We start from the raw sequence: 22,964 nt of genomic DNA, 5'->3' as shown, positions 1-22,964 counted from the left end.
CCACCGGGGTACTGTGCTTGCGAAAAATCATTCCTTACTGTTGCGATGATTCTGCGCCTGACTGTACCGGGGATTGCGCCTCGGCTCGGCGTAGGCTGCGTGAACACACTCAGGACTGACCGCCATGCACATTGCCATTCTGACCTTCGACGGTTTCAACGAACTGGATTCCCTGATCGCTTACGGCATGCTCAGCCGGGTGTCGCTGCTGGGAGACAAGGACTGGCGCGTGAGCATCGCTTCGCCGACGCCGCGTGTCACGTCCATGAATGGTTTGACCATTGATGCGCAGATTGATCTGGCCGAGGCTTGCCAGGCGGATGCTGTGCTGGTTGGGAGCGGACGCAAGACTCGTGAAGTAGCTGAGAATTCGGCGATCATGGATCAACTGCGTTTCGATCCAGGCCGGCAGTTACTGGCTGCGCAATGTTCTGGCACCTTTTTACTGGCAAAGCTCGGCTTGCTCGGCGACGCCCCCGCTTGCACCGATGCCATCAGCAAGCCGTGGGTGCAGGCGGCTGGTGTAAATGTCGTCAATCAGGCGTTTTATGCCAATGGGAATGTCGCGACGGCAGGTGGTTGTTTGTCGGCGCAGTATTTGGCGGTGTGGTTTCTAGCTCGACTGAAAGGCACTGAAGCGGCTCGGGAGGTGTTGCACAACTTCGCGCCGGTGGGTGAGAAGAATGAGTATGTGGCTCGGGGGATGGCACATATCGAGGCGTTTATCTGATTGCACGGTTGTCTGGTCGGGCGTCTTCGCTGGCAAGCCAGCTCCTACAGGTGACCGCATTCCCCTGTGGGAGCGAGCCTGCTCGCGATAGCGGTATACGTGGTTCGGGGGATGGCCCATCTCGGGGCATTTATTTGATTGCACGGTTGTCTGCTCGGGCATCTTCGCTGGCAAGCCAGCTCCTACAGGTAAGCGCGTTCTCCTGTAGGAGCTGGCTTGCCAGCGATAGCCGTTTATCGGCGCGTAAAGGCTGACGCATTTCGCCGCAGCCTTTATCCTTGGCGCCCCGCCGTATCGAGTGTTGGAGTAAGTCATGCCCCATGAAGGCAACCTGTTGCAAGCCGCTGTCGTATTTCTGTGCGCGGCGGTGCTCACCGTGCCCTTGGCCAAGCGCCTGCAATTGGGAGCCGTGCTGGGTTATCTGTTTGCCGGCGTCCTCATCGGGCCGTCCGTGCTGGGGTTGATTGGCAATCCGCAAAGTGTCAGCCACATCTCTGAACTCGGCGTGGTGTTGCTGTTGTTCGTCATCGGCCTGGAACTGTCGCCGCGACGCTTGTGGGTGATGCGCAAATCAGTGTTCGGCGTGGGTCTGGCGCAGGTGCTGCTGACGGGTTTGGTGATTGGCGTACTGGCGCTGTTCGTCTTCGGTCAGCCGCTGAACAGCGCCATCGTGCTGGGCCTTGGCCTAGCCTTGTCGTCCACCGCGTTTGGCTTGCAAAGCCTGGCTGAGCGCAAGGAACTGACCAGCCCTCACGGCCGGTTGGCGTTTGCGATTCTGCTGTTTCAGGACATCGCCGCGATCCCGCTGATCGCCATGGTCCCGCTGCTGGCGGGTGGCGATCACGCCAGCACCGCGGCCGACAATGTGAATCATGGTTTGCGAGTGTTGGCCAGCATTGCGGTGGTGGTGATCGGCGGACGCTATCTGTTGCGCCCGGTGTTTCGCGTGGTTGCCAAGACTCGTTTGCCGGAGGTGTCCACTGCGACGGCGCTGCTGGTGGTGATCGGTACGGCGTGGCTGATGGACCTGGTCGGCGTGTCCATGGCGCTTGGCGCGTTCCTCGCCGGGTTGCTGCTGGCGGACTCCGAATACCGGCATGAACTGGAAGCGCAGATCGAACCATTCAAAGGCCTACTGCTGGGGTTGTTCTTCATCAGCGTCGGTATGGGGGCCAACCTGAGCTTGCTGCTCAGCGCGCCGATTGCAGTGCTCGGGCTGACGTTACTGCTGATCGCAATCAAACTGCCGCTGCTGTTTATCGTGGGTCGATTGGCCGGTGGCTTGGGCAATGTCAATGCGCTGCGTCTGGGCATCGTGTTGGCGGCTGGTGGTGAATTCGCATTTGTGGTGTTCAAGATCGGCCGCGATCAGGGCTTGTTCGAGCCGCACCTGTACGACTTGCTGGTGCTGACGATCACCCTGTCCATGGCGGTGACGCCGCTGTTGTTGCTGCTGTGCGCACGGCTCTATTCGCCCAAGGTGCAACCTGTCGTGGTTCCGGAAAAATTTCGTAAAATCGACACCGATGCGCCGCGTGTGGTGATTGCCGGCATGGGCCGAATGGGGCAGATCGTGGCGCGGATTCTGCGGGCGCAAAACATCAAATTCGTGGCGCTCGACACCTCGGTGGAAACCATCGAACTGTCCCGCAGTTTCGGCGGTGTGCCGGTGTTCTATGGCGACCCGATGCGCCCGGAAATCCTCAGCGCAGCCAAGGTCGAACAGGCCGAATATTTTGTCATCGCCACCGATGATCCGGACACCAACATCAAGACCGCCGAGGTGGTGCATCGGTTGTATCCGCACATCAAAATCATTGCTCGAGCACGTAACCGCCAGCATGTGCATCGCCTGGTGGATCTTGGCGCCGAGGCGATTCGAGAAACCTATTACTCGAGCCTGGAAATGAGCCGGCGCACGTTGGTTGGCCTGGGGCTGACCCAGGCCCAGGCCGATGCGCGGATCAAGCGCTTCAAGCATCACGATGAGCAGGTGCTGGAGGCGCAGCATGCCGTTTATGACGATGCCGCGAAGGTGTTGCAGACCGCGCAGGAAGCGCGGGCTGAGCTGGCTAAATTGTTTGAGTCGGATCAGTTGGAGGAGCAGGAGGCGAGTAAGGTTTAAGTCCTGTGGTGACAGTGCTGATGCCATCGCGGGCAAGCCATGCTCCTACAGTCAAGCACACAGCAAAACGCCGCTTCCACCAGAGGCAGAAGCGGCAGAGGCAATGAGCCTCAGCGAATCAGGACACACTCGAGAGCGTGCTTGTTTCTTCTGCGACCGGATAGAAACCATCAGAAGATCTATTCATTGTTGTATCGCTCCAGGCAGGAAAGATGGTGTAACAACTCTTCGAATGGAGCATTGCAGTCACCGTGCCAGACGCAAAAACTAAATAAATCGTTGTTTTTCAATAGCCTATAAAGATTTAACTTCTATTTCTCATGCGATTTGCAAGGAACACGTCAACACGACGGGTTTTCTGCATTGAATGAAATAATAAGTGCATGAAGTTTTATTTAGAAAGCCTTCAATCATTTCTTGGCAAAATGCTGCACATCATTGAGAACCGCTAATCAGGCCAGCCCTATGACCCGCATCTTGACCATCGAAGACGACGCCGTGACCGCCCGGGAAATCGTCGCCGAATTGAGCAGCCACGGCCTCGATGTCGATTGGGTCGACAATGGCCGTGAAGGCCTGGAGCGTGCGGTCAGTGGCGACTACGACCTGATCACCCTCGACCGAATGCTGCCGGAGCTCGATGGGCTGGCGATTGTCACCACGTTGCGGACCATGGGCGTGGCCACGCCGATCCTGATGATCAGCGCCCTCTCCGACGTCGATGAGCGGGTGCGGGGCTTGCGCGCGGGCGGTGACGATTACCTGACCAAGCCGTTCGCCACCGATGAAATGGCCGCCCGCGTTGAAGTGCTGCTGCGCCGTCAGAACACCGTGACCGCCCAGGCCACCACACTGCGAGTGGCTGACCTGGAACTCAACCTGATCAGCCACGAAGCCAGCCGCGCCGGCCTGCTGCTGACGCTGCTGCCGACAGAGTACAAATTGCTCGAATTCCTGATGCGCAACACCGGGCAGATTCTATCGCGCATGATGATTTTTGAAGAAGTCTGGGGCTACCACTTCGACCCCGGCACCAACCTGATCGACGTGCACATCGGCCGTTTGCGCAAGAAAATTGACCCACAAGGCCAGGCCCCACTGATTCGGACCGTGCGAGGCTCGGGTTATGTCATTGCCGAACCCGTCTAACGGCTGGCGTTCCTCCAGCAGCCGCTTGCTGGCGCTCTACAGCTCGCTGTTTGTGGTCTGGAGCGCGATCCTCATGGGCGTCATGTACTACGAGGTGTCCGCTTACCTGGACAACCTGGCCAAGCATTCGCTGATGCAACGTCAGCATTTGTTTTCGCACTTTCAGGGCGAACAATTGGCGGACGCCCTCGCCGTCAGCATGACCTTCGACATTCGCGGCATCGACGCCTATGGCCTGTTCGATGCTCAGCACCGCTACCTCAGCGGTGCACTTCGCCAAATGCCCGAAGGCCTGCCGCTGGACGGCAAGATCCACATGCTCAGCGATTGCGCCGACTCCGACGACCCGACCCTGCCCGCCGACAGCTGCGACGCGGTCGCGACCCAGACCCGGGACGGTCGCTGGCTAGTGCTGGTGCGCGACAACGGTTCGTTGTTCGCTGTCACCCGGATCATCCTTCATGCGTTGCTCTGGGGCGTCACGCTGACGATCATTCCTGGCATTGTCGGTTGGCACTTGTTGCGGCGCCGCCCCCTGCGACGTATCCGTGCGATCCAGGCCAGCGCCGAAGCCATCGTCGCCGGTGATTTGACCCGACGCCTGCCCTTGTCCAATCGCCGCGATGAACTGGACATGCTCGCCGCCATCGTCAACGCCATGCTGGAACGCATCGAGCGGTTGATGCACGAGGTCAAGGGTGTCTGCGACAACATCGCCCACGACCTGCGCACCCCGCTGACACGCCTGCGGGCGCAGCTGTACCGGATTCAGCAACAGGCTGAAGACGGCTCGACGCTGGCCGTGCAACTGGATTCCGTGCTCGGTGAAGCGGACACACTGATGGCGCGCTTTCGCGGGTTGCTGCGGATTTCCGAGTTGGAAGATCGCCAGCGTCGGTCAGGTTTTGTGCAACTGGACCCGGTGCCGTTGCTGCAAGAGCTGCACGACTTTTACCTGCCGCTGGCAGAAGAAGGCGAACTGAATTTCACCCTGCAATTGCCAGCGAGCTTGCCAGCGCTTAACGGGGATCGAGCGCTGTTGTTCGAAGCTGTGGCGAATTTGCTGAGTAACTCGATCAAGTTCACACCGCCGGGGGGCGAGGTGATATTGCGCGGGGTCCGTGAAGGTGGATTTACGCGAATTGAAGTGCTCGACTCCGGCCCGGGCATTCCAGAGGCCGAACGCGAGGCGGTGTTTCAACGCTTCTATCGTGCTGAGGGGGGCCATCAGAAAAGCGGGTTTGGTTTGGGATTGTCGATTGTCGCGGCGATTGCCAGCCTGCATGGGTTTGCGCTGGAGGTGGGCAGCAGCGAACTCGGTGGCGCGCGGTTGGTGCTTGATTGCAAAAACTCAGCCCTGACACAACCCTTGTAGCAGCCGCCGAGCCTGCGAGGCTGCGTTCGGCTGCGGAGCAGTCGTAAAACTTGAGCACGCGGTCTGTCAGATACACCGCGTTGCCTGATTTCACGACTGCTTCGCAGCCGAACGCAGCCTCGCAGGCTCGGCAGCTGCTACAAGGTCAACTCGTATTTCTAGGCCGGGTAATTGGCCCGCAGTGCCTGCAGCCCCCCCTGATAAATCCCGTTGAACAACGCAACCACTTCTTCCTCACTAACACCCACCGGTTCAAACCGCCCCGACCACGTCACCCGAGCCCCCTGCCCCTGCGCTTCAACGCGGATCGTCGCCAAATACGCGGTGGCCGGAAACGGCGCCTGCAGAATCGAATAGCTGTACGTCTTTCCGGCGTTGTCAAACACCTCCAGCCGCTCAACCACCACCGCGCCGTCCGCGGTTTGCAGACTGCGCACGCGCCCGCCTTCGCTCAACTCGCTTTTGGGAATAAACGGCAGCCAGTCCGGCAGCGAGTTGAAGCCGCCGATCAATTGCCACACCTCATCGGCCGAGGCCGGGATATCGATAAACGCTGATGCAGTCGCCATGTAAAGCTCTCTCTAAATGAATAGTTTTCAAATCGCCATGCTGTCGACGACACCACCGTCGACGCGTAATGCCGCGCCGGTCGTGGCCGAGGACAGCGGCGAAGCGATGTAAGCCACCAAATTGGCGACTTCTTCGACATTCGCCACTCGCTGGATAATCGACGTCGGCCGCGCCTTGCGCACGAACGCATCAGCTTCTTCGCGAACACTGCGGCCGGATTCGGCAGTAGCGTCCTTGAGCATCTGCTCCAGGCCATCGGTCAGCGTCGGGCCGGGCAGGATCGCATTGACCGTCACGCCAGTGCCCGCCAGGCGTTTGGCCAGGCCATGGGACACCGCCAGGTTGGCGCTTTTGGTCACGCCATAGTTGAGCATGTCGGCCGGGATCGCGATCCCGGATTCCGAGGACAGGAAAATCACCCGGCCCCAGCCCTGCTTGACCAWGTCCGGCACGTAATGCCGGGACAGGCGTACGCCGGAGATTACATTGACCTCATAAAACCGCGTCCACTCGCTGTCTGGCGTGTCGAAGAAATCCACCTCGTTAAAGATCCCGAGGTTGTTCACCAAAATGTCGGCGCGCGGTTCGGCAGCAAACAACAGCTCGGCGCCTTCGGCAGTACCCAGGTCGGCGGTCAGGCCGCGCAATTGCGCACCCGGCACGCTCTGACGAATGCTCGCCAGCGCCTGCTCGACCTTGACCGTCTCACGGCCGATCACCACCACCGTGGCGCCGGATTCGGCCAGCGCCTTGCTGATGCCCAGGCCAATGCCGGCGGTGCTGCCGCTGACAATGGCGAGTTTTCCACTCAGATCAATCTTCATGCTCAAACTCCTGTGATCGGCAATGGCGCGCGGTCGGACACCAGTTTTGCGTCGCGCATCGCCTGCCAGAAAGCTGCGGGAATAACCGCCGACAGCGCCGCCACGTCTTCAGCAATTCGCTCCGGACGGCTGGACCCCGGAATCACCGCCGCCACGGCCGGGTTGGCCAACGAGAACTGCAACGCCGCAGCCTTGATGTCGACACCATGAGCGGCGGCGATGCGTTTGATGTGCTCGACTTTGTTGATGATCGCCGGGCTGGCCTTCTGGTATTCGAAGTGCGCACCGCCAGCCAGAATGCCCGAACTGTAAGGACCACCGACCACGATCTCGACCTTCTGCGCCAGGGCGGCGTCCATCAAACGTTGCAACGCTCGATCGTGGTCGAGAAGAGTGTAGCGACCCGCTAGCAGGAAGCCGTCGGGTTGGGCTTCGGTCAGATCAAGGGTCAGCTCGCACGGCTCGACCTTGTTCACGCCCAACCCCCAGCCCTTGATCACGCCTTCTTCGCGCAAACGGGTTAGCACTTTGAACGCGCCGGTGCGGGCCTGATTGAAGTATTCCAGCCATTGATCGCCATAAAAGTCCTGCGCGATGTCATGCACCCAGACGATGTCCAGACGGTCGGTTTGCAGACGCTTGAGGCTGTCTTCGATGGAGCGCAGTGTGGCGTCGGCGCTGTAGTCGTTGACGATCTTGTTCGGGCGACCGTGTTCGAACACCCCGCTCTTCTCACCCAGATCACGGGCCGCGGCGTCTTCGACCTCATCAAGAATGACCCGGCCGACTTTGCTGCTCAGCACATAGTCGTCGCGGTTGTACTGGGCCAGCGCGTTGCCCAAGCGGATTTCCGACAGGCCCGAACCGTAGAACGGCGCGGTGTCGAAGTAACGTACGCCGGCATCCCAGGCGGCGTGCACAGTGGCCAGCGCCTCTTCTTCAGGAATGGCGCGAAACATATTGCCCAATGGCGCCGTGCCGAAACCCAGCGCGCCGGGCAGTTTGTCTTTCAAGCTCATGATTCAATCCTCGTCAGTTTCAGTGGTCAGTTGCCTGACCGTTGAGCAGATCCTAGATTGCGACAGTCGGACCGTCCAAGACATAATGCGCAGCACTTGAGTCCCTATAGGTCTGAAATGATCGACATTCGCCAATTGCGCTACTTCCTCGCCGTCGCCGAAGAAGAACACGTCGGTCGCGCCGCCGAACGCCTGCACATTTCCCAATCGCCGCTGAGCCGGCAGATCGCCCAGCTCGAAGAACGCCTGGGCCTGACCCTGTTCGAACGCAGCCAGCAACGCATCCGCCTGACCCGCGACGGCCAGACGTTTCTCGCTGAAACCCGTGCCCTACTGACCCATGCAAATCGCCTCGAATCCCTCGGCAAACGCCTCGGTCGCGGCGAAGAAGGCGGCTTATGCATCGGCTACATCGAAAACGCCATGCATGCCGGCGTGCTGCCGAATGCCTTGCGCGTGTTGCGCGTCGACCGGCCGAACGTGCATGTCGCGCTGTACAACCTGAGCTCCGTCGAGCAACTCGAAGGACTGCGCCAGCGTAGTCTGGATATCGCCCTGGTCGGCGAACCGCCCGTCGCTGATGATCCGGATCTTCTGGGTTTTCAGGTGCTGGACGATCCGATGCTGCTGGCCCTGCCCGAGCACCATCCCCTCGCCCACCAGTCGGAACTGACCCCGGCCGACCTGGCCGATCAGGAATGGATCGGCGTGCAACACCGCCAGAACGTCACCAGCCGCGACGACTTCGTCAGCGCCTGTATCCGCGCCGGCTTCACCCCGGACATCCGCATGGAAGCCACCGAACCGTTCACCGCATTGGGGCTGGTGGCGTCAGGGTTGGGGATAGCGATGATTCAGAAAGGCCTGAGCCGCAATGCACCACCGGGTGTAGTGCTGCGGGAAGTGCCGTGGATTTCGTTTACCACGCCGTTGTGGGCAGCGTGGCACCGGATTAATTTGCGGCCGTTGGTGGAGACGTTCAGGAAGGTGCTGACGGAACCGGATTCGGCTTGAGCCGAGATCAGTGTAGGAGTGAGCCTGCTCGCGATAAGGCCCGGACAAGCACCGCAAAACTCAGCTATCAGCCATGCAGTTGTGGCCTTAGCTTTGCGGATCGAAGTTATCCAGCATCCGGTTCACCGCCAGTTCACCCAACATCACGGAATGTTGAATGCCAAGCAAGGTGTGGCGCTGTGTACCGTTCAGTTGCCCCGCGAAATCGCTCAACATGACACTCGCTGACGCCAACGTCTCACAGGCGTTGACCAGCAGGGATTCGTTATCGGTGTCGGGGCCGACGAAGTAGATGGTGCTGGGTTTGCGTGGCGTGTCTTTGGGGATGACCGGTTTGAGGTAGTAATCGAGGGCGCGGTCGGCGGCGGTGTTGAGCTTTTTGGAATCGGTGGATTCGTAGGGGGAAACGTCGTCGGTGTCGGTTTCTGGCGGGTTAGGTGTGATCTTGAACATAGTGAAACTCCAAATCAGAACAGAGGAGCCATCACTTTCGCTACCAAACGAAGAGGTGGTGACCATACGCGGGTTGGTAGACCGGTGACTTGGAAACCGGCGCGCTCGAAAGCGCCCTGCGCATGGCCACCATAAAGACGCAGACCGCAGGGGCTGCATCAGGTGTGCTATGCACTAAGTCAGCCGGGCTACCAAACCCGATCGCTGTTTTTCAGCGACCGGCAAACAGTAAAGTCCCGGCCCAAGGCGCACAAGCCGGCGGATTCTGGCGCAGTCGTAGGCAACGGCGCAAGGTTGTGTAGCCTCACAGAGTGTCTGGAGATGTGTGTTAAACATCGCCGTTTAATGACCCTCTCAGGTTTGATGCTTTACTGAACAGACCCTCAAATCCTGCGAGCCTCCAACATGAACCGCAACGACCTGCGCCGCGTGGACATGAACCTGTTGGTGATTTTCGAAACCCTGATGTTCGAGAAAAACCTGACCCGCGCCGGGGAGAAGCTGTTCCTCGGCCAGCCCGCCGTCAGTGCCTCACTGGCGAAATTGCGCGACCTGTTCGATGACCCGTTGCTGGTGCGCAACGGTCGCACACTGGAGCCAACCCCGCGTGCGCTGGTGATTCTGAAGGAGTTGCAACCGGCGATGGACACCATTTCCGGTGCGGTCAGTCGGGCCAAGGATTTCGACCCGGCCACCAGCCGTGATGTGTTTCGCATCGGCCTGTCCGATGACGCCGAGTTCGGCCTGTTTCCGCCGCTGCTCAAGCAGATTCGCGAGGAGGCGCAGAACGTTGTGGTGGTGGTGCGCCGGGTGAATTATCTGCTGATGTCATCGATGCTCGCCAGCGGCGAAATTTCTGTCGGGATCAGTTACACCACGGAGCTGCCGGCCAACGCCAAGCGCAAGAAGTTGCGCGACTTGAGTGTGAAGATTTTGCGCGGTGATAACCGGCCCGGGCCCCTGACGCTGGACGAGTTCTGCGACCGGCCGCATGCACTGGTGTCGTTTTCCGGGGACTTGACCGGGGCCATCGACAACGACCTGGCCCGTATCGGTCGCTCACGGCGGGTGGTATTGGCGGTGCCGCAATTCGCTGGGTTAAGGGCGCTGCTGGCCGGCACCGACATGCTGGCCACGGTGCCGGATTACGCCGCGTGTGCGTTGATCGAAGGCAGTAGCCAGTTGCGTGCCGACGACCCGCCGTTTGACATCGTGCTGTCCGAGCTGTCCATGGTCTGGAACGGCGTCAACGATAACGATCCGGCAGAACGCTGGTTGCGTTCGAAAATTGCACACTACATGTCGGCTCCACTGCCGGGGCATGCAGCAACGTGAACGCTGTCGGTTGGGTCTCGCGCAGGTACACCGGCAGGTCCGTGACCGGTGGCATGGCCGGGATTTCGAAGTACATCTGGATCACCCAACCACGGTGATAGCTGGCGTGATTGACCACGTGCATCAGTATCGCGCCTGCGCTCATGGTGCCGCTTTCGCCCGACACAAACGAAAACTCGACGGTTTTATCCAGCGACGCCTCGGTCTGCCGTTCGCTCCAGTCGCAGTACCAGTGATCGATCTCCCGTTGTGCCATGCGCAGTTCGCCAAGGTCGGCATGCAACAGATCATGTGAGGTTTTGAAGCCGTGCCCTCGGCCTTCGAGGTGAGCTTGCCAGATGCAGTCCACCACGTAGATGTGGTTCAGGGTGCCGATCATGTTTTTGAACACCGAGACGCGTTCTTTACTGACCTCCCCCGCCGGCAATGCGGCCAGGCTGTCAAAGAGGCGCTGGTCGGCCCAGTTTTTGTAATCGGCAAGCATGCGGGCAGTGCGTACGTTGATCATGAGAGATCTCCCATGGTGATGGGCGCACTGCAAAGCATAGCCCGCTCGGCGGGCGGCATCGCAAAGGCTGATAACCGGCACCTTCGCGATGCGTTCTGTGTAGCCGCCGTGTAGCAGCTGTCGAGCACCGCGAGGCTGCGTCCGGCTCGGTCCGCGCTCGGGCGAAGCAGTCGTAAACCCTGCACACGCGGCCTTTCTGAAACACCGCGTCGCCTGATTTCACGACTGCTTCGCCCGAGCGCGGACCGAGCCGGACGCAGCCTCGCGGTGCTCGACAGCTGCTACAGGATTGTGTCGTCGACTGACTTGGGGGAAAGGCGCTCCACCACCCGATCGGCCAGCGCCAGGCAACTGGTCAGGCCCGGTGATTCGATGCCAAACAGGTTCACCAGCCCCGGCACGCCATGCTCGGCCGGGCCGCTGATAGTGAAGTCGGCGGCCGGTTCATTAGGGCCATTTATTTTCGGGCGAATGCCACTGTACGCGGGTTGCAGACTGTTATCGGGCAGACCAGGCCAGTAACGTCGAATGGCCTCATAAAAACCCTCGGACCGGCGCGGGTCGACGCGGTAATCGATATGGTCGACCCATTCGACGTCCGGGCCGAAGCGCGCTTGACCGCCAAGGTCGAGGGTCATGTGCACACCCAGCCCGGCACTTTCCGGCGCCGGATAGACCAGATGCCGAAACGGCGCCCGGCCACTCAAGCTGAAATAACTGCCCTTGCACAGCCGGGCGGTTGGAACGTGCTGCGGCGCCAGGCCTTCGATGCGACTCGCCAACGGCGGCGCGGACAATCCAGCGCAATTGATCAACTCACGGCAGCTCAGGGTCATCGGCTGTACGCCGCCCAACTGCAACTCGAAACCTTGCCCGGTGCAACGGACTGACTCCAGTGGTGTGCGCAAGACAACCGACGCGCCGCCGGCCTCAGCATCGGCCTGAAGTGCGAGCATCAGCGCATGAGAGTCGATAATCCCGGTGGAAGGCGACCACAGCGCAGCCACGCAGGACAGCGCCGGTTCAAGCGTCCGGGCTCGCGCCGCATCCAGCCATTGCAAGTCATCGACGCCATTGCGCCGGCCCTGCTCCAACAACACGCGCAAGGCCGCACACTCGCGGTCATCGGTGGCCACGATCAGTTTGCCCAAACGCTGATAATCAACCCCGTGTTCATCGCAGAAGGCATACAAACGCTGCTTGCCCTCCACGCACAACTGCGCCTTGAGGCTGCCAGTCGGGTAGTAGATTCCGGCGTGAATCACTTCCGAGTTACGTGAGCTGATCCCTCCCCCAATGCCCTCGCCCGCTTCGACCACGATCACTTCCCGACCACTACGGGCCAACGCCCTGGCCACCGCCAACCCGACCACACCGGCGCCGACCACCACGCACTCGATATCCACGCTCAATTGCTCCTGACTTTGCGAAGGCACTAACGTTAGCACTGCATTGAAGGGAGCCGACGGAAACTTGTTATCGGCCGCCAGCAAGTTCTTCCGCTTCCGTCACATGAACGACAACTCTCTGTCATTTAGCTGAATCAATCATAGAGCCCGCCGCTTTTTCCATTTAATACACTACTAATCGGGTATTTAAGGTTGACGTATCCAACCACCCTGAGTAAATTGCCCGGGCCTTCGACGAAGGCCTTTTTTCAACTCACAAAAGAATCCAATGGACACAGTATCTAGTCGCTGTCGGGTTACTGCGAAACTGCAGAATCTGGCACATAACCCAGAAAATGACGGGACTCGACTTTTCGGTCGGGTGAGCTGCGCTAGAGCTTGATGCTCCACCGTAACTTGCCTCACCGGCGTCCGTCCGGTCCAGAGGCATGTTATGAACTTCACCACCACTGTAATGCCCGGCGTACGCGCCTTTGCTTCGACCATGCGGGTCAAGCCCAGCCGTGAGCCTACGCTCGCGAACCGCGCCATTGCGCCGCTTTCCAGCCCTTCTTCCCCTGCCAGGGCACTCCCGCGTGCCAACTGGCGCGTCTGCCCGATGACGGGTAGGCTTCAGCAACGCTGGAGCCTGGACGACAGCCCGGAACCACCGAGTCGACGCATCGCGCGCCGCTTCCGGCTGCGAAGCCGAGCCTGACAGGCCGCACATTCAGTTGATTTGAAGGCACTTTAAAGTCCTTCCTATAACGGTTCCCCGAGAATGGAAACTGACAACTTCTTATTGCCTTTTAAAACACCAGTTAATTGGAGTTAGTTATGGACGAAGCCAGTAGACGGTTCGCTGCCTATCACTTTTCCATTGATAGCCAGCGAACGTTAAAACAACAAAACATTACTTCTGACATCGATCGCTTGTTTGCGGCTCGACATACATTCGCTCGCCTGTAGTTGGGTGAGCCGGCTGTGTGTCGTGCCGCAAGTCAGCGGCAGGAGCACACGCGATGACCACAGTAAAATCCCCGAATACCCGCGCCAAAGGTGCCAGCAGCGACATCGCCAAACTGTCGATGCGCGCCGCACGAGAAGCCCAAAATGGCCTGGCCGTGACCCTCGCCAACCTCAATGCAACCGCTGACGGCCTGACCGAACTGGAAGCCGAAGGCCGGCTGGCGCGTGGGGGCTACAACGAAGTGGCCCACGACAAGCCGCCTCACGCCCTCGTCCAACTGCTCAAAGCCCTGCACAATCCCTTCATCTATGTCCTGCTGACTCTGGCCGGCATCAGTTTCTTCACCGATTACTGGCTGCCGATCAGTCAGGGCGAAGGCGACGAAGCCGACCTGACCAAGGTCATTATCATCATGACCATGGTCACCTTGAGCAGCCTGCTGCGGTTCTGGCAGGAATACCGTTCCGCCAAGTCTGCCGAAACGTTGAAGGCCATGGTGCGCACCACCGCGACCGTGCTGCGGCGCGAGCAAAGCGGCAGCCGTGCGGTGCCGCGTGAAGTACCGATGCGCGAGCTGGTGGCCGGCGATATCGTGCAACTCAGCGCCGGTGACATGATCCCGGCGGACATTCGCCTGATCGAATCCCGCGACCTGTTCATCAGTCAGGCGGTACTCACCGGTGAAGCCTTGCCGGTGGAGAAATACGACACGCTGGGTAACGTCGCACAGAAATCCGCGACCGGTAACGCAGCCGATCAGTCGAACCTGCTCGACCTGCCGAACATCTGCTTCATGGGCACCAACGTGGTCAGCGGCACCGCCAATGCCGTGGTGGTCGCGACCGGCTCGCGCACCTACTTCGGCTCGCTGGCCAAAGCCATTGTCGGCTCGCGGGTACAAACGGCGTTCGACCGTGGGGTGAACAGTGTCAGCTGGCTGTTGATCCGTTTCATGCTGGTGATGGTGCCGATCGTGTTCCTGCTCAACGGCTTCTCAAAGGGCGACTGGAGCGACGCGTTTCTGTTTGCACTGGCTGTGGCGGTCGGGCTGACCCCGGAAATGCTGCCGATGATTGTCAGCGCCAACCTCGCTAAAGGCGCGATGGCCATGGCCAAGCGCAAAGTGGTGGTCAAGCGACTCAATGCGATCCAGAACTTCGGTTCGATGGACGTGCTGTGCACGGACAAGACCGGCACCCTGACCCAGGACAAGATCATTCTGGAGCACCACGTCGACAGCCACGGCCGGCGCGACGACGCGATCCTCGAACTGGCGTGGCTCAACAGTCATCACCAAAGCGGCCTGAAAAACCTGATGGACCAGGCGGTGGTTCAATTCGCCAACAGCAACCCAAAGTTTCGGGTGCCGTTTGCCTACAGCAAGGTTGATGAGTTGCCGTTCGACTTCGTCCGTCGGCGCCTGTCGATCATCGTCAAGGACAGCCGCGACGATCACCTGATGGTGTGCAAAGGCGCGGTCGAGGAAATGCTGTCCATCGCCAGTCACCTCCATGAAAACGGCAGCGTCGTCGCCCTCGATGATCAGCGCCGCAAAGACCTGCTGGCCCTGGCCAACGAATACAACGAGGACGGCTTCCGCGTATTGCTGGTTGCCACCCGCGAGATCCCGAAAGCGCAGAGCAAAAACCAGTACACCACCGAGGATGAGCGCGAGCTGGTGATTCGCGGCTTCCTGACCTTCCTCGATCCGCCCAAGGAAACCGCAGGCCCGGCCATTGCGGCGCTGCGGGACATGGGCGTGACGGTCAAGGTGCTGACCGGCGACAACGCTGTCGTCACCTGCAAGATCTGCCGCGACGTCGGCCTGGAACCGGGCACCCCGCTGCTCGGCCAGGACATCGAAAACATGGACGACACCACCCTCAAGCTGCGTGTCGAAGAACGTACGGTGTTTGCCAAGCTGACGCCGCTGCAAAAGTCCCGGGTGCTGAAGGCGTTGCAAGCCAACGGTCACACCGTGGGTTTCCTCGGTGACGGCATCAACGATGCCCCTGCCCTGCGCGATGCCGACGTCGGTATTTCGGTGGACAGTGGCACTGACATTGCCAAGGAGTCGGCCGACATCATCCTGTTGGAAAAGAGCCTGATGGTGCTCGAAGAAGGCGTGCTCAAGGGCCGTGAAACCTTCGGCAATATCATGAAGTACCTGAACATGACCGCCAGTTCCAATTTCGGCAACGTGTTTTCGGTGCTGGTGGCCAGTGCGTTCATCCCGTTTTTGCCGATGCTGTCGATTCACCTGCTGCTGCAAAACCTCATGTACGACATCTCTCAGCTGGCGCTGCCCTGGGACAAGATGGACAAGGAGTTCCTGAGCAAACCGCGCAAGTGGGACGCGAAGAACATCGGCCGTTTCATGCTGTGGATCGGGCCGACCTCGTCGGTGTTCGACATCACCACGTTTGCGCTGATGTGGTACGTGTTCGCTGCCAATAGCGTGGAAATGCAGAGCCTGTTCCAGTCCGGCTGGTTCATCGAAGGGCTGCTGTCCCAGACGCTGGTGGTGCACATGCTGCGCACACAGAAGATCCCGTTCTTCCAAAGCACGGCGGCGTTGCCGGTGACTCTGATGACCGGGTTGGTGATGGTGCTGGGCATCTACATTCCGTTCTCGCCGCTGGGCACGCTGGTCGGTTTGCAGCCATTGCCGTGGGCGTACTTCCCTTGGTTGGTGGGCACCTTGCTCAGCTACTGCGTCTTCGCGCAGGTCATGAAAACGATCTACATCCGCCGCTTCAAGCAGTGGTTCTGATGACTTGAACACCCCCTTGTAGGAGCCGAGCTTGCTCGCGATAGCGGTGTGTCAGTCGACACCAATATCGGCTGGTCTGCCGCTATCGCGAGCAAGCTCAGCTCCTACAGGTTTTTGAGTTCGGCCTTCGATCAATGCGACACGGAATAAGGAGAGTTCTCATGTCGGGAACGACTCTACTGATCAACCTCGCAGGCGCCATCGCATTGCTGCTGTGGGGCACTCACATGATTTCTTCGGCGTTACTGCGCGGCTTTGGTTCGCCATTGCGCCAGTGGCTGGGCCACAACCTGAACAATCGCTGGATGGCATTGCTGTCGGGGATCGGCATCACCGGCCTCCTGCAAAGCAGCACCGCCGTCAGCCTGATGGCGACCTCGTTCACCGCCGCCGGCACCCTCGCGCTGGCCCCGGCGCTGGCCATGATGCTGGGCGCCAATATCGGTTCGACCCTGGTGGTGCAACTGCTGAGCCTCGACATGTCGATGCTCATGCCACTGATGTTGCTGACGGGGTTGATCGTCTTTCGCCTGCGCGATGACTCACGCTTTGAAAGTGTCGGCTGTGCGCTGATCGGCCTGGGGCTGATGCTGCTGGCCCTGCACATGCTCGGTTCCACCCTGGCGCACGTCGAAACCACGCCGGTGTTTCAGCTGATCATGCAAAGCCTGGACGGCGACCTGCTGATTGCACTGTTGGTGGCGCTGCTGCTCACCTGGCTCTGCCATTCCAGCGTGGCCGTGGTGTTGCTGATCGTCTCGCTGGCCGCGACCGGCATGCTCTCGGCGACCACCCTGGTTGCGTTGGTCTTGGGTGTAAACATTGGCGGTACCTTGCCGTCAGTGATCAACGCTGGATCCAGCGTCGGTCGACGTTTGCCGCTGGGTAATCTGCTGGTGCGGGTGGTCGGTGCGCTGGCGGTGTTGCCGTTTGCCGGACTGTTGGCCGAGACGAGCCTGAATCCGTCGACGCTGGTCGTGGTCCTGCACAGCGGTTTCAACTTGTTGTTGGCGCTGGTGTTCATCGGCTTGACTGACGTACTCGCCAACGCCCTCACCCGGCTGCTGCCGGATCCGGTGCGGGAAGTCGATCCCGGAATGCCGCACTACCTGGACGAGGCAGGACTGGAGGTGGCCAACATCGGTTTGTCCAACGCCGCCCGGGAAGCCCTGCGCATGGCCGATATGTTCTCGGCGATGCTCGGGCGCCTGTTGCAGGTGTTCCACACCTCGGCGCCGACCTGCGTCGACGACGTCAGACGCATCGATCAATCCCTGGACCTGCTCAGCGCAGCGATTCGTGCCTATCTGGCCGACATCGGCAAGGAAGGCATCAGCGACGACGATGCCGATCGCGCCCAGGAAATCCTTTTGTTCGTGATCAACCTCGAACACGCGGCGGACATTCTCTCCAGCAGCCTCGCGCAATTGGCGATGCGCCGGGTGCGCCGTGGCGAACAGTTCTCGGCGTTCGAGCTGGGCAACATCGCCCCGCTGCACGACGCCTTGCTGGAAAGCCTGAGCCTGGCGATCAGCGTGTTCCTGCGCGAAGACATTGCCACCGCCCATCAACTGATCAGTCGCAAGGAAACCGTCAGAGAACTCGAAGCGCACGCCAGCCGTGAGCATTTTCGCAAGTTGCAGGAAGACAAAAACACCTGGGCCGAATCCGGTGACATCTTCCAGCGCGTGCTGCGCGATTACCGCCGCGTGCACCACCACATCGCCGCCCTCGCCTATCCGCTGCTCGAACGCGCGGGTGAGCGGGTGATCGAGAACAACGATCCGGCGAAGGAAACCCCGTCATGCGCCTGCTGATCTGTGCGGGTCGCCATTACGCCGACARTGGCCAGTGCCGACGGGTGCTCGACGCCTTCCAACGCGCGCACCCGGTGCGTGTGCTGATCCATGGCGGTAACCGGCACCTGGGCGGCGAAATCGAAGAATGGGCGCGAGAACAGGGCATCGACCTTGTGCGTTACCCGCCTAACTGGCAACGCCACGGAAAGTCGGCAGAGCGCTTGCGCAACCAGTTCATGTTGCGCGACAGCCGACCGGACGTGGTGATTGCCCTGCCCGGCGGCGAAGACACCGAAGCACTGCTCGCCCAAGCCCGGGCGGCCGGTCTGCAAACCCTATCGCTAGCCACCCCAAACACAACGCAGCCCTTGTAGCAGCTGTCGAGCCCGCGAGGCTGCGTCCGGCTGCGAAGCAGTCGCGAATCCGATTCGCGCGGTCTGCCTGACGCACCGTGAGTTCTGACTGGACGACTGCTGCGAAGCCGGGCGCAGCCTCGCCGGCTCGACAGCTGCTACAGGGGTTTGCAGTTAGAGGGGGCCGCTTTCCAATGAAACTTCGAGGTAAACCTCATGCAGAAACCGACTCGTGAATTGATGTCTTTTGTACGCAGTCTGCCGCCCGTGCAAGGCCGAAAGGTGCGGCGCAATGTGTTGTTCGTCAGTATCACCCTGAGCCTGATCGCACTCCTGACGGTGATGTCCAACGCCAAAGCGGCCGGCGGTGCGTACGTGGTGGATGATGCCGCGATCAGGCCAACGGGGTGTTGATCAGGCGTGGCAGGCCGGACCACGGTTTCACCTTGGCGAGCGTATCGACGTTGATGTGGTGGCGGAACGTAACCTGACAGGGGAACGTGATCAGTGGCTGATAACCGGAGCAACACTGCGGTTTTGAACGATATTGCGGCGATAAGGAACTCCTGGCGATCGCCGCGCATCCTAACCTTAGAGGTACTTCCTATTTGCTTCACGCTTTCAGAGGACACCGTCATGCGCCGTCTGATTATTATTTCCTCACTGATGCTGTGTTTACCCTTCGGTTCGGCTATGGCTGATGTGGATGCGGGAGATGTTGCCACTTCAGCCGGGGTCTCAGCCTCGCTGTACTCGACATTCAAAGATAAGAAGCTGCTGATTCCCGCTCAGGATGACGCCTCGAGCTTCGTTGCCAGTGGCGGTGCGATTCGCGGGGTTTATCTGGAGTCGGTGTTGAAGAAAATTCGTCAGGACAATCCCGGCCTCAATGCCAGCGATGAAGACCTGGCCCGGGCCATCCTGGTGCAGGAAGGCGATTCCGCCGGTAAATGAAAGCCTTAAAACAGCGGTAGGGCTTGTGACACATCAATAGCGTTTCCAGCCCTACTTCGCTCGCCTACCGGATAGGCGTGCCCAGCCAGCGACTAATTGCGCACTGACACTCACCCCACCACAGACCACGATCACCACGTCGTGCGCATCGGCTATGGCTCGATGGTCCAGGTACGCTACCGCCAATGAAACACCGCACGCTGGTTCCACCAACTGACGCATGTCACTGGCGAAACGAACCACGCCCATGATTGCATYCTCATCGCTAAGCACAACGCACTGGTGCGCAAAGTCCTGGATGTGCTGCACCGGCCAGGCCGCGACTTGCGCCGCACCCAGCGAGGTCGCCACGGTGTCGATGCGTGGCAACCTGACGGGATGCCCTGCTTCCACGGCGGCCGCAAAAGACGCGGCGCCCTCGGTTTCGCAGGCGATGATCCGGCAGTCTGTGCGGCCATGGCGAATCAACCCCGTGAGGATGCCCGCCAGCAATCCGCCGCCCCCTACCGATGTCACCATCACATCCACTTGAGGACACACTTCCAGGACTTCATCCACCAGCGTGCTGTGCCCTTCCCACAACACCGGGTGATCGAAGGCCGGCACGTATTCGGTGTCCGCGTCCTGCGAGAGCTCTCTTGCCCTTTGATTGGCTTCGTCCCAGACCTTGCCATGGACAATGACTTCAGCGCCGGTTTTTCTGATCCTGGCGCGGGTCGTCTCAGGGGTCGTGTGCGGCACCACAATGCAGGCACTCAGCCCCAGGCTGGCGGCGGCAATGGCGGTGGCAAAACCGGCATTGCCGCCCGAAGGACAAACAACTCGGCGTTTGCCCTGCGCCTTGGCCTGACTGCACAGAAGCCCCATGCCACGCAGCTTGAACGAACCACTGGGTTGCAGGTTTTCCATCTTGAGCCAGATCCGTCGGGTCGGGGTCGACAGCCCCCAATGCAGGATCAACGGCGTTCTGATGTGCAGCATCGCGGGTGTCCCAAAGGTGAACCCTTCTTATCCAAGCTTAGTTCACCCTGCCCCCCGCCCCTGTTTTAGCGATAGCGCGGTGCAGCGCTGGAGTTGCCGAACAACCCGGAAAGGGTCTGACGCTGGGCTTCGTAACGATCCCACTGTTCGCCGTCGTGCAGGCTCGGAATGGTCACCACTTCGCCCTTCGCCAGGCCTGCCAGCGCGGCGTCGACCATGTCTTGCGCCGACATCACGATCTCTTGCGGCAGGTTTTCCACCGGGTTGCCGGCCTCACTCCAGAAATCGGTCGCCGTCGCACCGGGCAGTACCGCCTGGACACGAATGCCTTTATCCGCCAGTTCGCGGTGCATCGACTGGCTAAGGCCCAGCACAAAGGCCTTGGTCCCGCCGTACACGCCATTGAGGATTTCCGGCGCGAAAGCAACAATCGACGAGATGTTGATGACGGTTCCCGTGCCACGCGCGACAAAGCCTGGCACCACCGCATACGCCAGACGCATCAGCGCGGTGACGTTGAGGGTGATCATCTCTTCCATCTCATCGACCGGGCTGCCCAGCAGCGGCATGACCGCGCCCACACCGGCGTTGTTGACCAGCAAGGTGATGCTGGCGTCGTTACGCAAAATTTCCTCGACCTGCAGCACATCGGCTTTGACTTTCAAATCGGCCGCGACCACTTCCACCGCTCGGCCGGTTTCGTTACTCAGGTGGTTAGCCAGCGCATTCAGTTTGGCCTGGCTGCGGGCAACCAGAATCAGGTCGTAACCCTGGCGGGCTAGACGGTCGGCATACACCGCGCCGATACCCGAAGAAGCGCCAGTAATCAGTGCTGTGCCTTTGGATGAGAGAGCCATGTTGAGTTTCCTTCACAGTGAGGCGAACAGTTCGCCGGGTGTGAACCGTTATAAAGCCTCTTACACTTGTCTCAAATGACGTTTAAAGTACGTTTTCAGGACATGTCCTTTTGAGGGTCTAGCGATGACTGCCGTGGCATTTGTGGTGTTCGAGGGTTTCCAGTCCATGGCGCTGGCCGCCATGTCGGTGTTCGAGTACGCCAACTTCAGCGCCGGTGAGACGCTGTATGACGTCAGTGTGATCTCACAAGACGGCAGCACGCTGCGCGCCTCCGGTGGTTTGAGTGTCGGAACCCAGGCCTTCGATGAACGGGTGTTCGATACCGTCATCGTGGTCGGCGGCGATGCCATCATCGAACAGTCGCCCGAAGGCGTACTGAAATACCTGCGCCGCCGCGTGGACACCACACGGCGGATGGCGTCGATCTGTTCGGGGGCATTTGTACTGGCCCAGGCCGGTCTGCTCGATGGACGGCGGGCCACCACGCATTGGGCCTATGCCCGGGAGCTGCAAGCGCGATTCCCATTGATCAAAGTGGAAGAAGACCGCATCTACGTGGTTGACGGCTCGATCTGGACCTCGGCCGGCATGACCGCCGGCATCGACCTGGCGCTGGCCATGGTCGAGAAGGATCACGGCGCGGAACTGGCGCGTTCCGTGGCACAGAAACTGGTGATGTATCAGCGTCGTGCGGGCGGCCAGTCCCAGCATTCGGCGTTGCTCGAACTGGCGCCAAAATCCGACCGCATTCAGACCGTTCTCGGCTATGCCCGGGAACACCTGGCCTCGCCCCTGTCGGTGGAGCAACTGGCAGACGTGGCGCGCCTCAGCCCTCGGCAATTCAGCCGCAGCTTTCGCGCCGAGACCGGGCAAACGCCGGCCAGGGCCATCGAAAACTTGCGACTGGAGGTGGCGCGGCAGATGCTCGAACGCGGGCGCCTGACCCTCGATCAGATCGCCACCGAGGTCGGCTTCACTGACCGGCGCCGCATGCGCGAAGCCTTCCTTAGGGCATTCGGCCAACCGCCGCAGGTGATTCGGCGCAATGCCAGGTCCGGGTTGAACGCGTGAGCAACATCGGGCCTCTAAGCTGAAAAGGGTCATTGCACATCACGAGGTGCTCATGAAAATCTCGCCCAAACTGGCGTTTTTCGCCATCGTCGGCACCCTCGCCTACCTCGGTCTTGCGGTGTGGGGATTGGGCGGGTTTGCGGCATTTTTTACACATGCGCCGTTAGTGGTGGTTGCCTTGGCGACCGTGGTGATGACCGTGGCTTCGCTGTTCACCGAGGTCAACTTGAGTTCCGGCGAACGTGAGGACCGGGCCAATCGCTGGGTGCTTCCGGCGTTCGGGGTGATTGGATTGCTCAGCGGGTTCTTGCCTGCCTACACCGACCGGATTGACGTCTGGACATTCGGCGGTGAAGGCCTGCGCTGGATCGGTGCGTTGCTGTTCATCGCTGGCGGTGCGTTACGCTTGTGGCCCGTGTTTGTGCTGGGCAAGCGCTTCAGCGGGTTGGTGGCGATTCAGCCGGGGCACAGGCTGGTCACTGACGGGATTTATCGACGCCTGCGCAACCCCAGCTACCTGGGAATGTTGGTGATTGCCGTGGGCTGGGCGCTGGCGTTTCGTTCGGGTGTCGGGCTGTTGCTGGCGGCGTTGACAGTGATGCCGCTGATTGCGCGGATTCACGCTGAGGAAGCGCTGTTGAGGGCGAAGTTTGGTGGTGAGTACGACAGTTATTGCGCCAACACCTGGCGGCTGATTCCCGGAATCTATTAGCCA

22 protein-coding genes are annotated in these 22,964 nt (G+C 60.3%); 14 read left to right on the top strand and 8 right to left on the bottom strand.

The annotated features are described in order from the left end of the window. Nucleotides 1–124: 124 nt before the first annotated feature. The 4 genes from AC1DWM_RS08610 (at nucleotide 125) to AC1DWM_RS08595 (ending at nucleotide 5,379) form a co-directional block, all read left to right on the top strand. Entirely contained in the window at nucleotides 125–730 is a 606-nt protein-coding gene (locus AC1DWM_RS08610; protein WP_477795015.1) for a DJ-1/PfpI family protein, read from the top strand. Nucleotides 731–1,043: 313 nt separating this feature from the next. Then, nucleotides 1,044–2,855 carry a monovalent cation:proton antiporter-2 (CPA2) family protein gene (locus AC1DWM_RS08605; protein WP_477795014.1) on the top strand — a complete coding sequence of 604 codons (1,812 nt, stop codon included), beginning with the start codon at nucleotides 1,044–1,046 and terminating at the stop codon, nucleotides 2,853–2,855. A 465-nt stretch (nucleotides 2,856–3,320) separates the two neighbouring features. Further along, complete coding sequence (locus AC1DWM_RS08600; protein WP_223516981.1) at nucleotides 3,321–4,004, top strand: response regulator transcription factor; 684 nt, start codon at nucleotides 3,321–3,323, stop codon at nucleotides 4,002–4,004. Continuing rightward, on the top strand, nucleotides 3,982–5,379 hold the full coding sequence (locus AC1DWM_RS08595) for a sensor histidine kinase (protein ID WP_223516982.1): 1,398 nt from the start codon (nucleotides 3,982–3,984) through the stop codon (nucleotides 5,377–5,379). Before AC1DWM_RS08600 ends, AC1DWM_RS08595 begins: the two co-directional genes overlap by 23 nt. Nucleotides 5,380–5,537: 158 nt before the next feature. Here the strand turns inward: AC1DWM_RS08595 and AC1DWM_RS08590 are convergent, their stop codons facing one another. Genes AC1DWM_RS08590 through AC1DWM_RS08580 form a run of 3 tightly spaced genes read right to left on the bottom strand, consistent with a single transcriptional unit; the run spans nucleotide 5,538 to nucleotide 7,792 of the window. After that, complete coding sequence (locus AC1DWM_RS08590; protein ID WP_477795013.1) at nucleotides 5,538–5,948, bottom strand: SRPBCC family protein; 411 nt, start codon at nucleotides 5,946–5,948, stop codon at nucleotides 5,538–5,540. Between the two features lie 27 nt (nucleotides 5,949–5,975). Continuing rightward, nucleotides 5,976–6,773: an SDR family NAD(P)-dependent oxidoreductase gene (locus AC1DWM_RS08585; RefSeq protein WP_477795012.1), complete on the bottom strand. Its 798-nt coding sequence runs from the start codon at nucleotides 6,771–6,773 to the stop codon at nucleotides 5,976–5,978. Nucleotides 6,774–6,775: 2 nt separating this feature from the next. Continuing rightward, entirely contained in the window at nucleotides 6,776–7,792 is a 1,017-nt protein-coding gene (locus AC1DWM_RS08580; protein WP_223516987.1) for an aldo/keto reductase, read from the bottom strand. Between the two features lie 117 nt (nucleotides 7,793–7,909). Between AC1DWM_RS08580 and AC1DWM_RS08575 the strand changes: the two genes are divergently transcribed. Further along, on the top strand, nucleotides 7,910–8,806 hold the full coding sequence (locus AC1DWM_RS08575) for a LysR substrate-binding domain-containing protein (protein WP_223516988.1): 897 nt from the start codon (nucleotides 7,910–7,912) through the stop codon (nucleotides 8,804–8,806). Between the two features lie 87 nt (nucleotides 8,807–8,893). Here AC1DWM_RS08575 and AC1DWM_RS08570 read toward each other — a convergent pair whose 3' ends face one another. Further along, nucleotides 8,894–9,259 (bottom strand): DUF6124 family protein, encoded by a 366-nt coding sequence (locus AC1DWM_RS08570; protein ID WP_223516989.1) that lies wholly within the window; start codon nucleotides 9,257–9,259, stop codon nucleotides 8,894–8,896. Between the two features lie 405 nt (nucleotides 9,260–9,664). Here AC1DWM_RS08570 and AC1DWM_RS08565 point away from each other — a divergent pair, with 405 nt between their 5' ends. Continuing rightward, nucleotides 9,665–10,594 carry a LysR substrate-binding domain-containing protein gene (locus tag AC1DWM_RS08565; protein WP_223516990.1) on the top strand — a complete coding sequence of 310 codons (930 nt, stop codon included), beginning with the start codon at nucleotides 9,665–9,667 and terminating at the stop codon, nucleotides 10,592–10,594. Here the strand turns inward: AC1DWM_RS08565 and AC1DWM_RS08560 are convergent. Beyond that, entirely contained in the window at nucleotides 10,506–11,102 is a 597-nt protein-coding gene (locus AC1DWM_RS08560) for a DinB family protein (protein WP_223516991.1), read from the bottom strand. The two genes, AC1DWM_RS08565 and AC1DWM_RS08560, sit on opposite strands and share 89 nt — an antisense overlap. A gap of 281 nt (nucleotides 11,103–11,383) precedes the next feature. Beyond that, a complete protein-coding gene (locus AC1DWM_RS08555; RefSeq protein ID WP_223516992.1) occupies nucleotides 11,384–12,514 on the bottom strand; it encodes an NAD(P)/FAD-dependent oxidoreductase in 1,131 nt (376 codons plus the stop codon). A 430-nt stretch (nucleotides 12,515–12,944) separates the two neighbouring features. Between AC1DWM_RS08555 and AC1DWM_RS08550 the strand changes: the two genes are divergently transcribed. The 6 genes from AC1DWM_RS08550 (at nucleotide 12,945) to AC1DWM_RS08525 (ending at nucleotide 19,339) form a co-directional block, all read left to right on the top strand. After that, complete coding sequence (locus AC1DWM_RS08550; protein ID WP_223516993.1) at nucleotides 12,945–13,208, top strand: hypothetical protein; 264 nt, start codon at nucleotides 12,945–12,947, stop codon at nucleotides 13,206–13,208. A 304-nt stretch (nucleotides 13,209–13,512) separates the two neighbouring features. After that, entirely contained in the window at nucleotides 13,513–16,233 is a 2,721-nt protein-coding gene (mgtA, locus tag AC1DWM_RS08545; protein WP_223516994.1) for a magnesium-translocating P-type ATPase, read from the top strand. A 161-nt stretch (nucleotides 16,234–16,394) separates the two neighbouring features. Further along, nucleotides 16,395–18,050, top strand: coding sequence for a Na/Pi cotransporter family protein (locus AC1DWM_RS08540; protein ID WP_477795011.1), 1,656 nt, complete (start codon nucleotides 16,395–16,397; stop codon nucleotides 18,048–18,050). Beyond that, nucleotides 18,038–18,406 (top strand): DUF2493 domain-containing protein, encoded by a 369-nt coding sequence (locus AC1DWM_RS08535; RefSeq protein WP_477795010.1) that lies wholly within the window; start codon nucleotides 18,038–18,040, stop codon nucleotides 18,404–18,406. Before AC1DWM_RS08540 ends, AC1DWM_RS08535 begins: the two co-directional genes overlap by 13 nt. A 195-nt stretch (nucleotides 18,407–18,601) precedes the next feature. Next, entirely contained in the window at nucleotides 18,602–18,799 is a 198-nt protein-coding gene (locus AC1DWM_RS08530) for a hypothetical protein (RefSeq protein ID WP_223516997.1), read from the top strand. A 222-nt stretch (nucleotides 18,800–19,021) separates the two neighbouring features. Next, nucleotides 19,022–19,339, top strand: a complete 318-nt coding sequence (locus tag AC1DWM_RS08525) for a DUF2388 domain-containing protein (protein WP_223516998.1) — start codon at nucleotides 19,022–19,024, stop codon at nucleotides 19,337–19,339. Nucleotides 19,340–19,390: 51 nt separating this feature from the next. Here the strand turns inward: AC1DWM_RS08525 and AC1DWM_RS08520 are convergent, their stop codons facing one another. Then, nucleotides 19,391–20,320 carry a pyridoxal-phosphate dependent enzyme gene (locus tag AC1DWM_RS08520; RefSeq protein ID WP_477795009.1) on the bottom strand — a complete coding sequence of 310 codons (930 nt, stop codon included), beginning with the start codon at nucleotides 20,318–20,320 and terminating at the stop codon, nucleotides 19,391–19,393. A 65-nt stretch (nucleotides 20,321–20,385) separates the two neighbouring features. Next, entirely contained in the window at nucleotides 20,386–21,177 is a 792-nt protein-coding gene (locus AC1DWM_RS08515; protein WP_477795008.1) for an SDR family NAD(P)-dependent oxidoreductase, read from the bottom strand. Nucleotides 21,178–21,301: 124 nt separating this feature from the next. On the opposite strand from AC1DWM_RS08515, the gene AC1DWM_RS08510 reads away from it, so the two are divergent. After that, nucleotides 21,302–22,249 carry a GlxA family transcriptional regulator gene (locus AC1DWM_RS08510; protein WP_477795007.1) on the top strand — a complete coding sequence of 316 codons (948 nt, stop codon included), beginning with the start codon at nucleotides 21,302–21,304 and terminating at the stop codon, nucleotides 22,247–22,249. Between the two features lie 52 nt (nucleotides 22,250–22,301). Beyond that, complete coding sequence (locus tag AC1DWM_RS08505; RefSeq protein ID WP_223517002.1) at nucleotides 22,302–22,961, top strand: methyltransferase family protein; 660 nt, start codon at nucleotides 22,302–22,304, stop codon at nucleotides 22,959–22,961. Nucleotides 22,962–22,964 lie beyond the last annotated feature (3 nt).

It is taken from the genome of Pseudomonas sp. P4_C8 (genome assembly GCF_056401975.1).
This window is presented reverse-complemented; position numbering and strand designations above follow the sequence as displayed.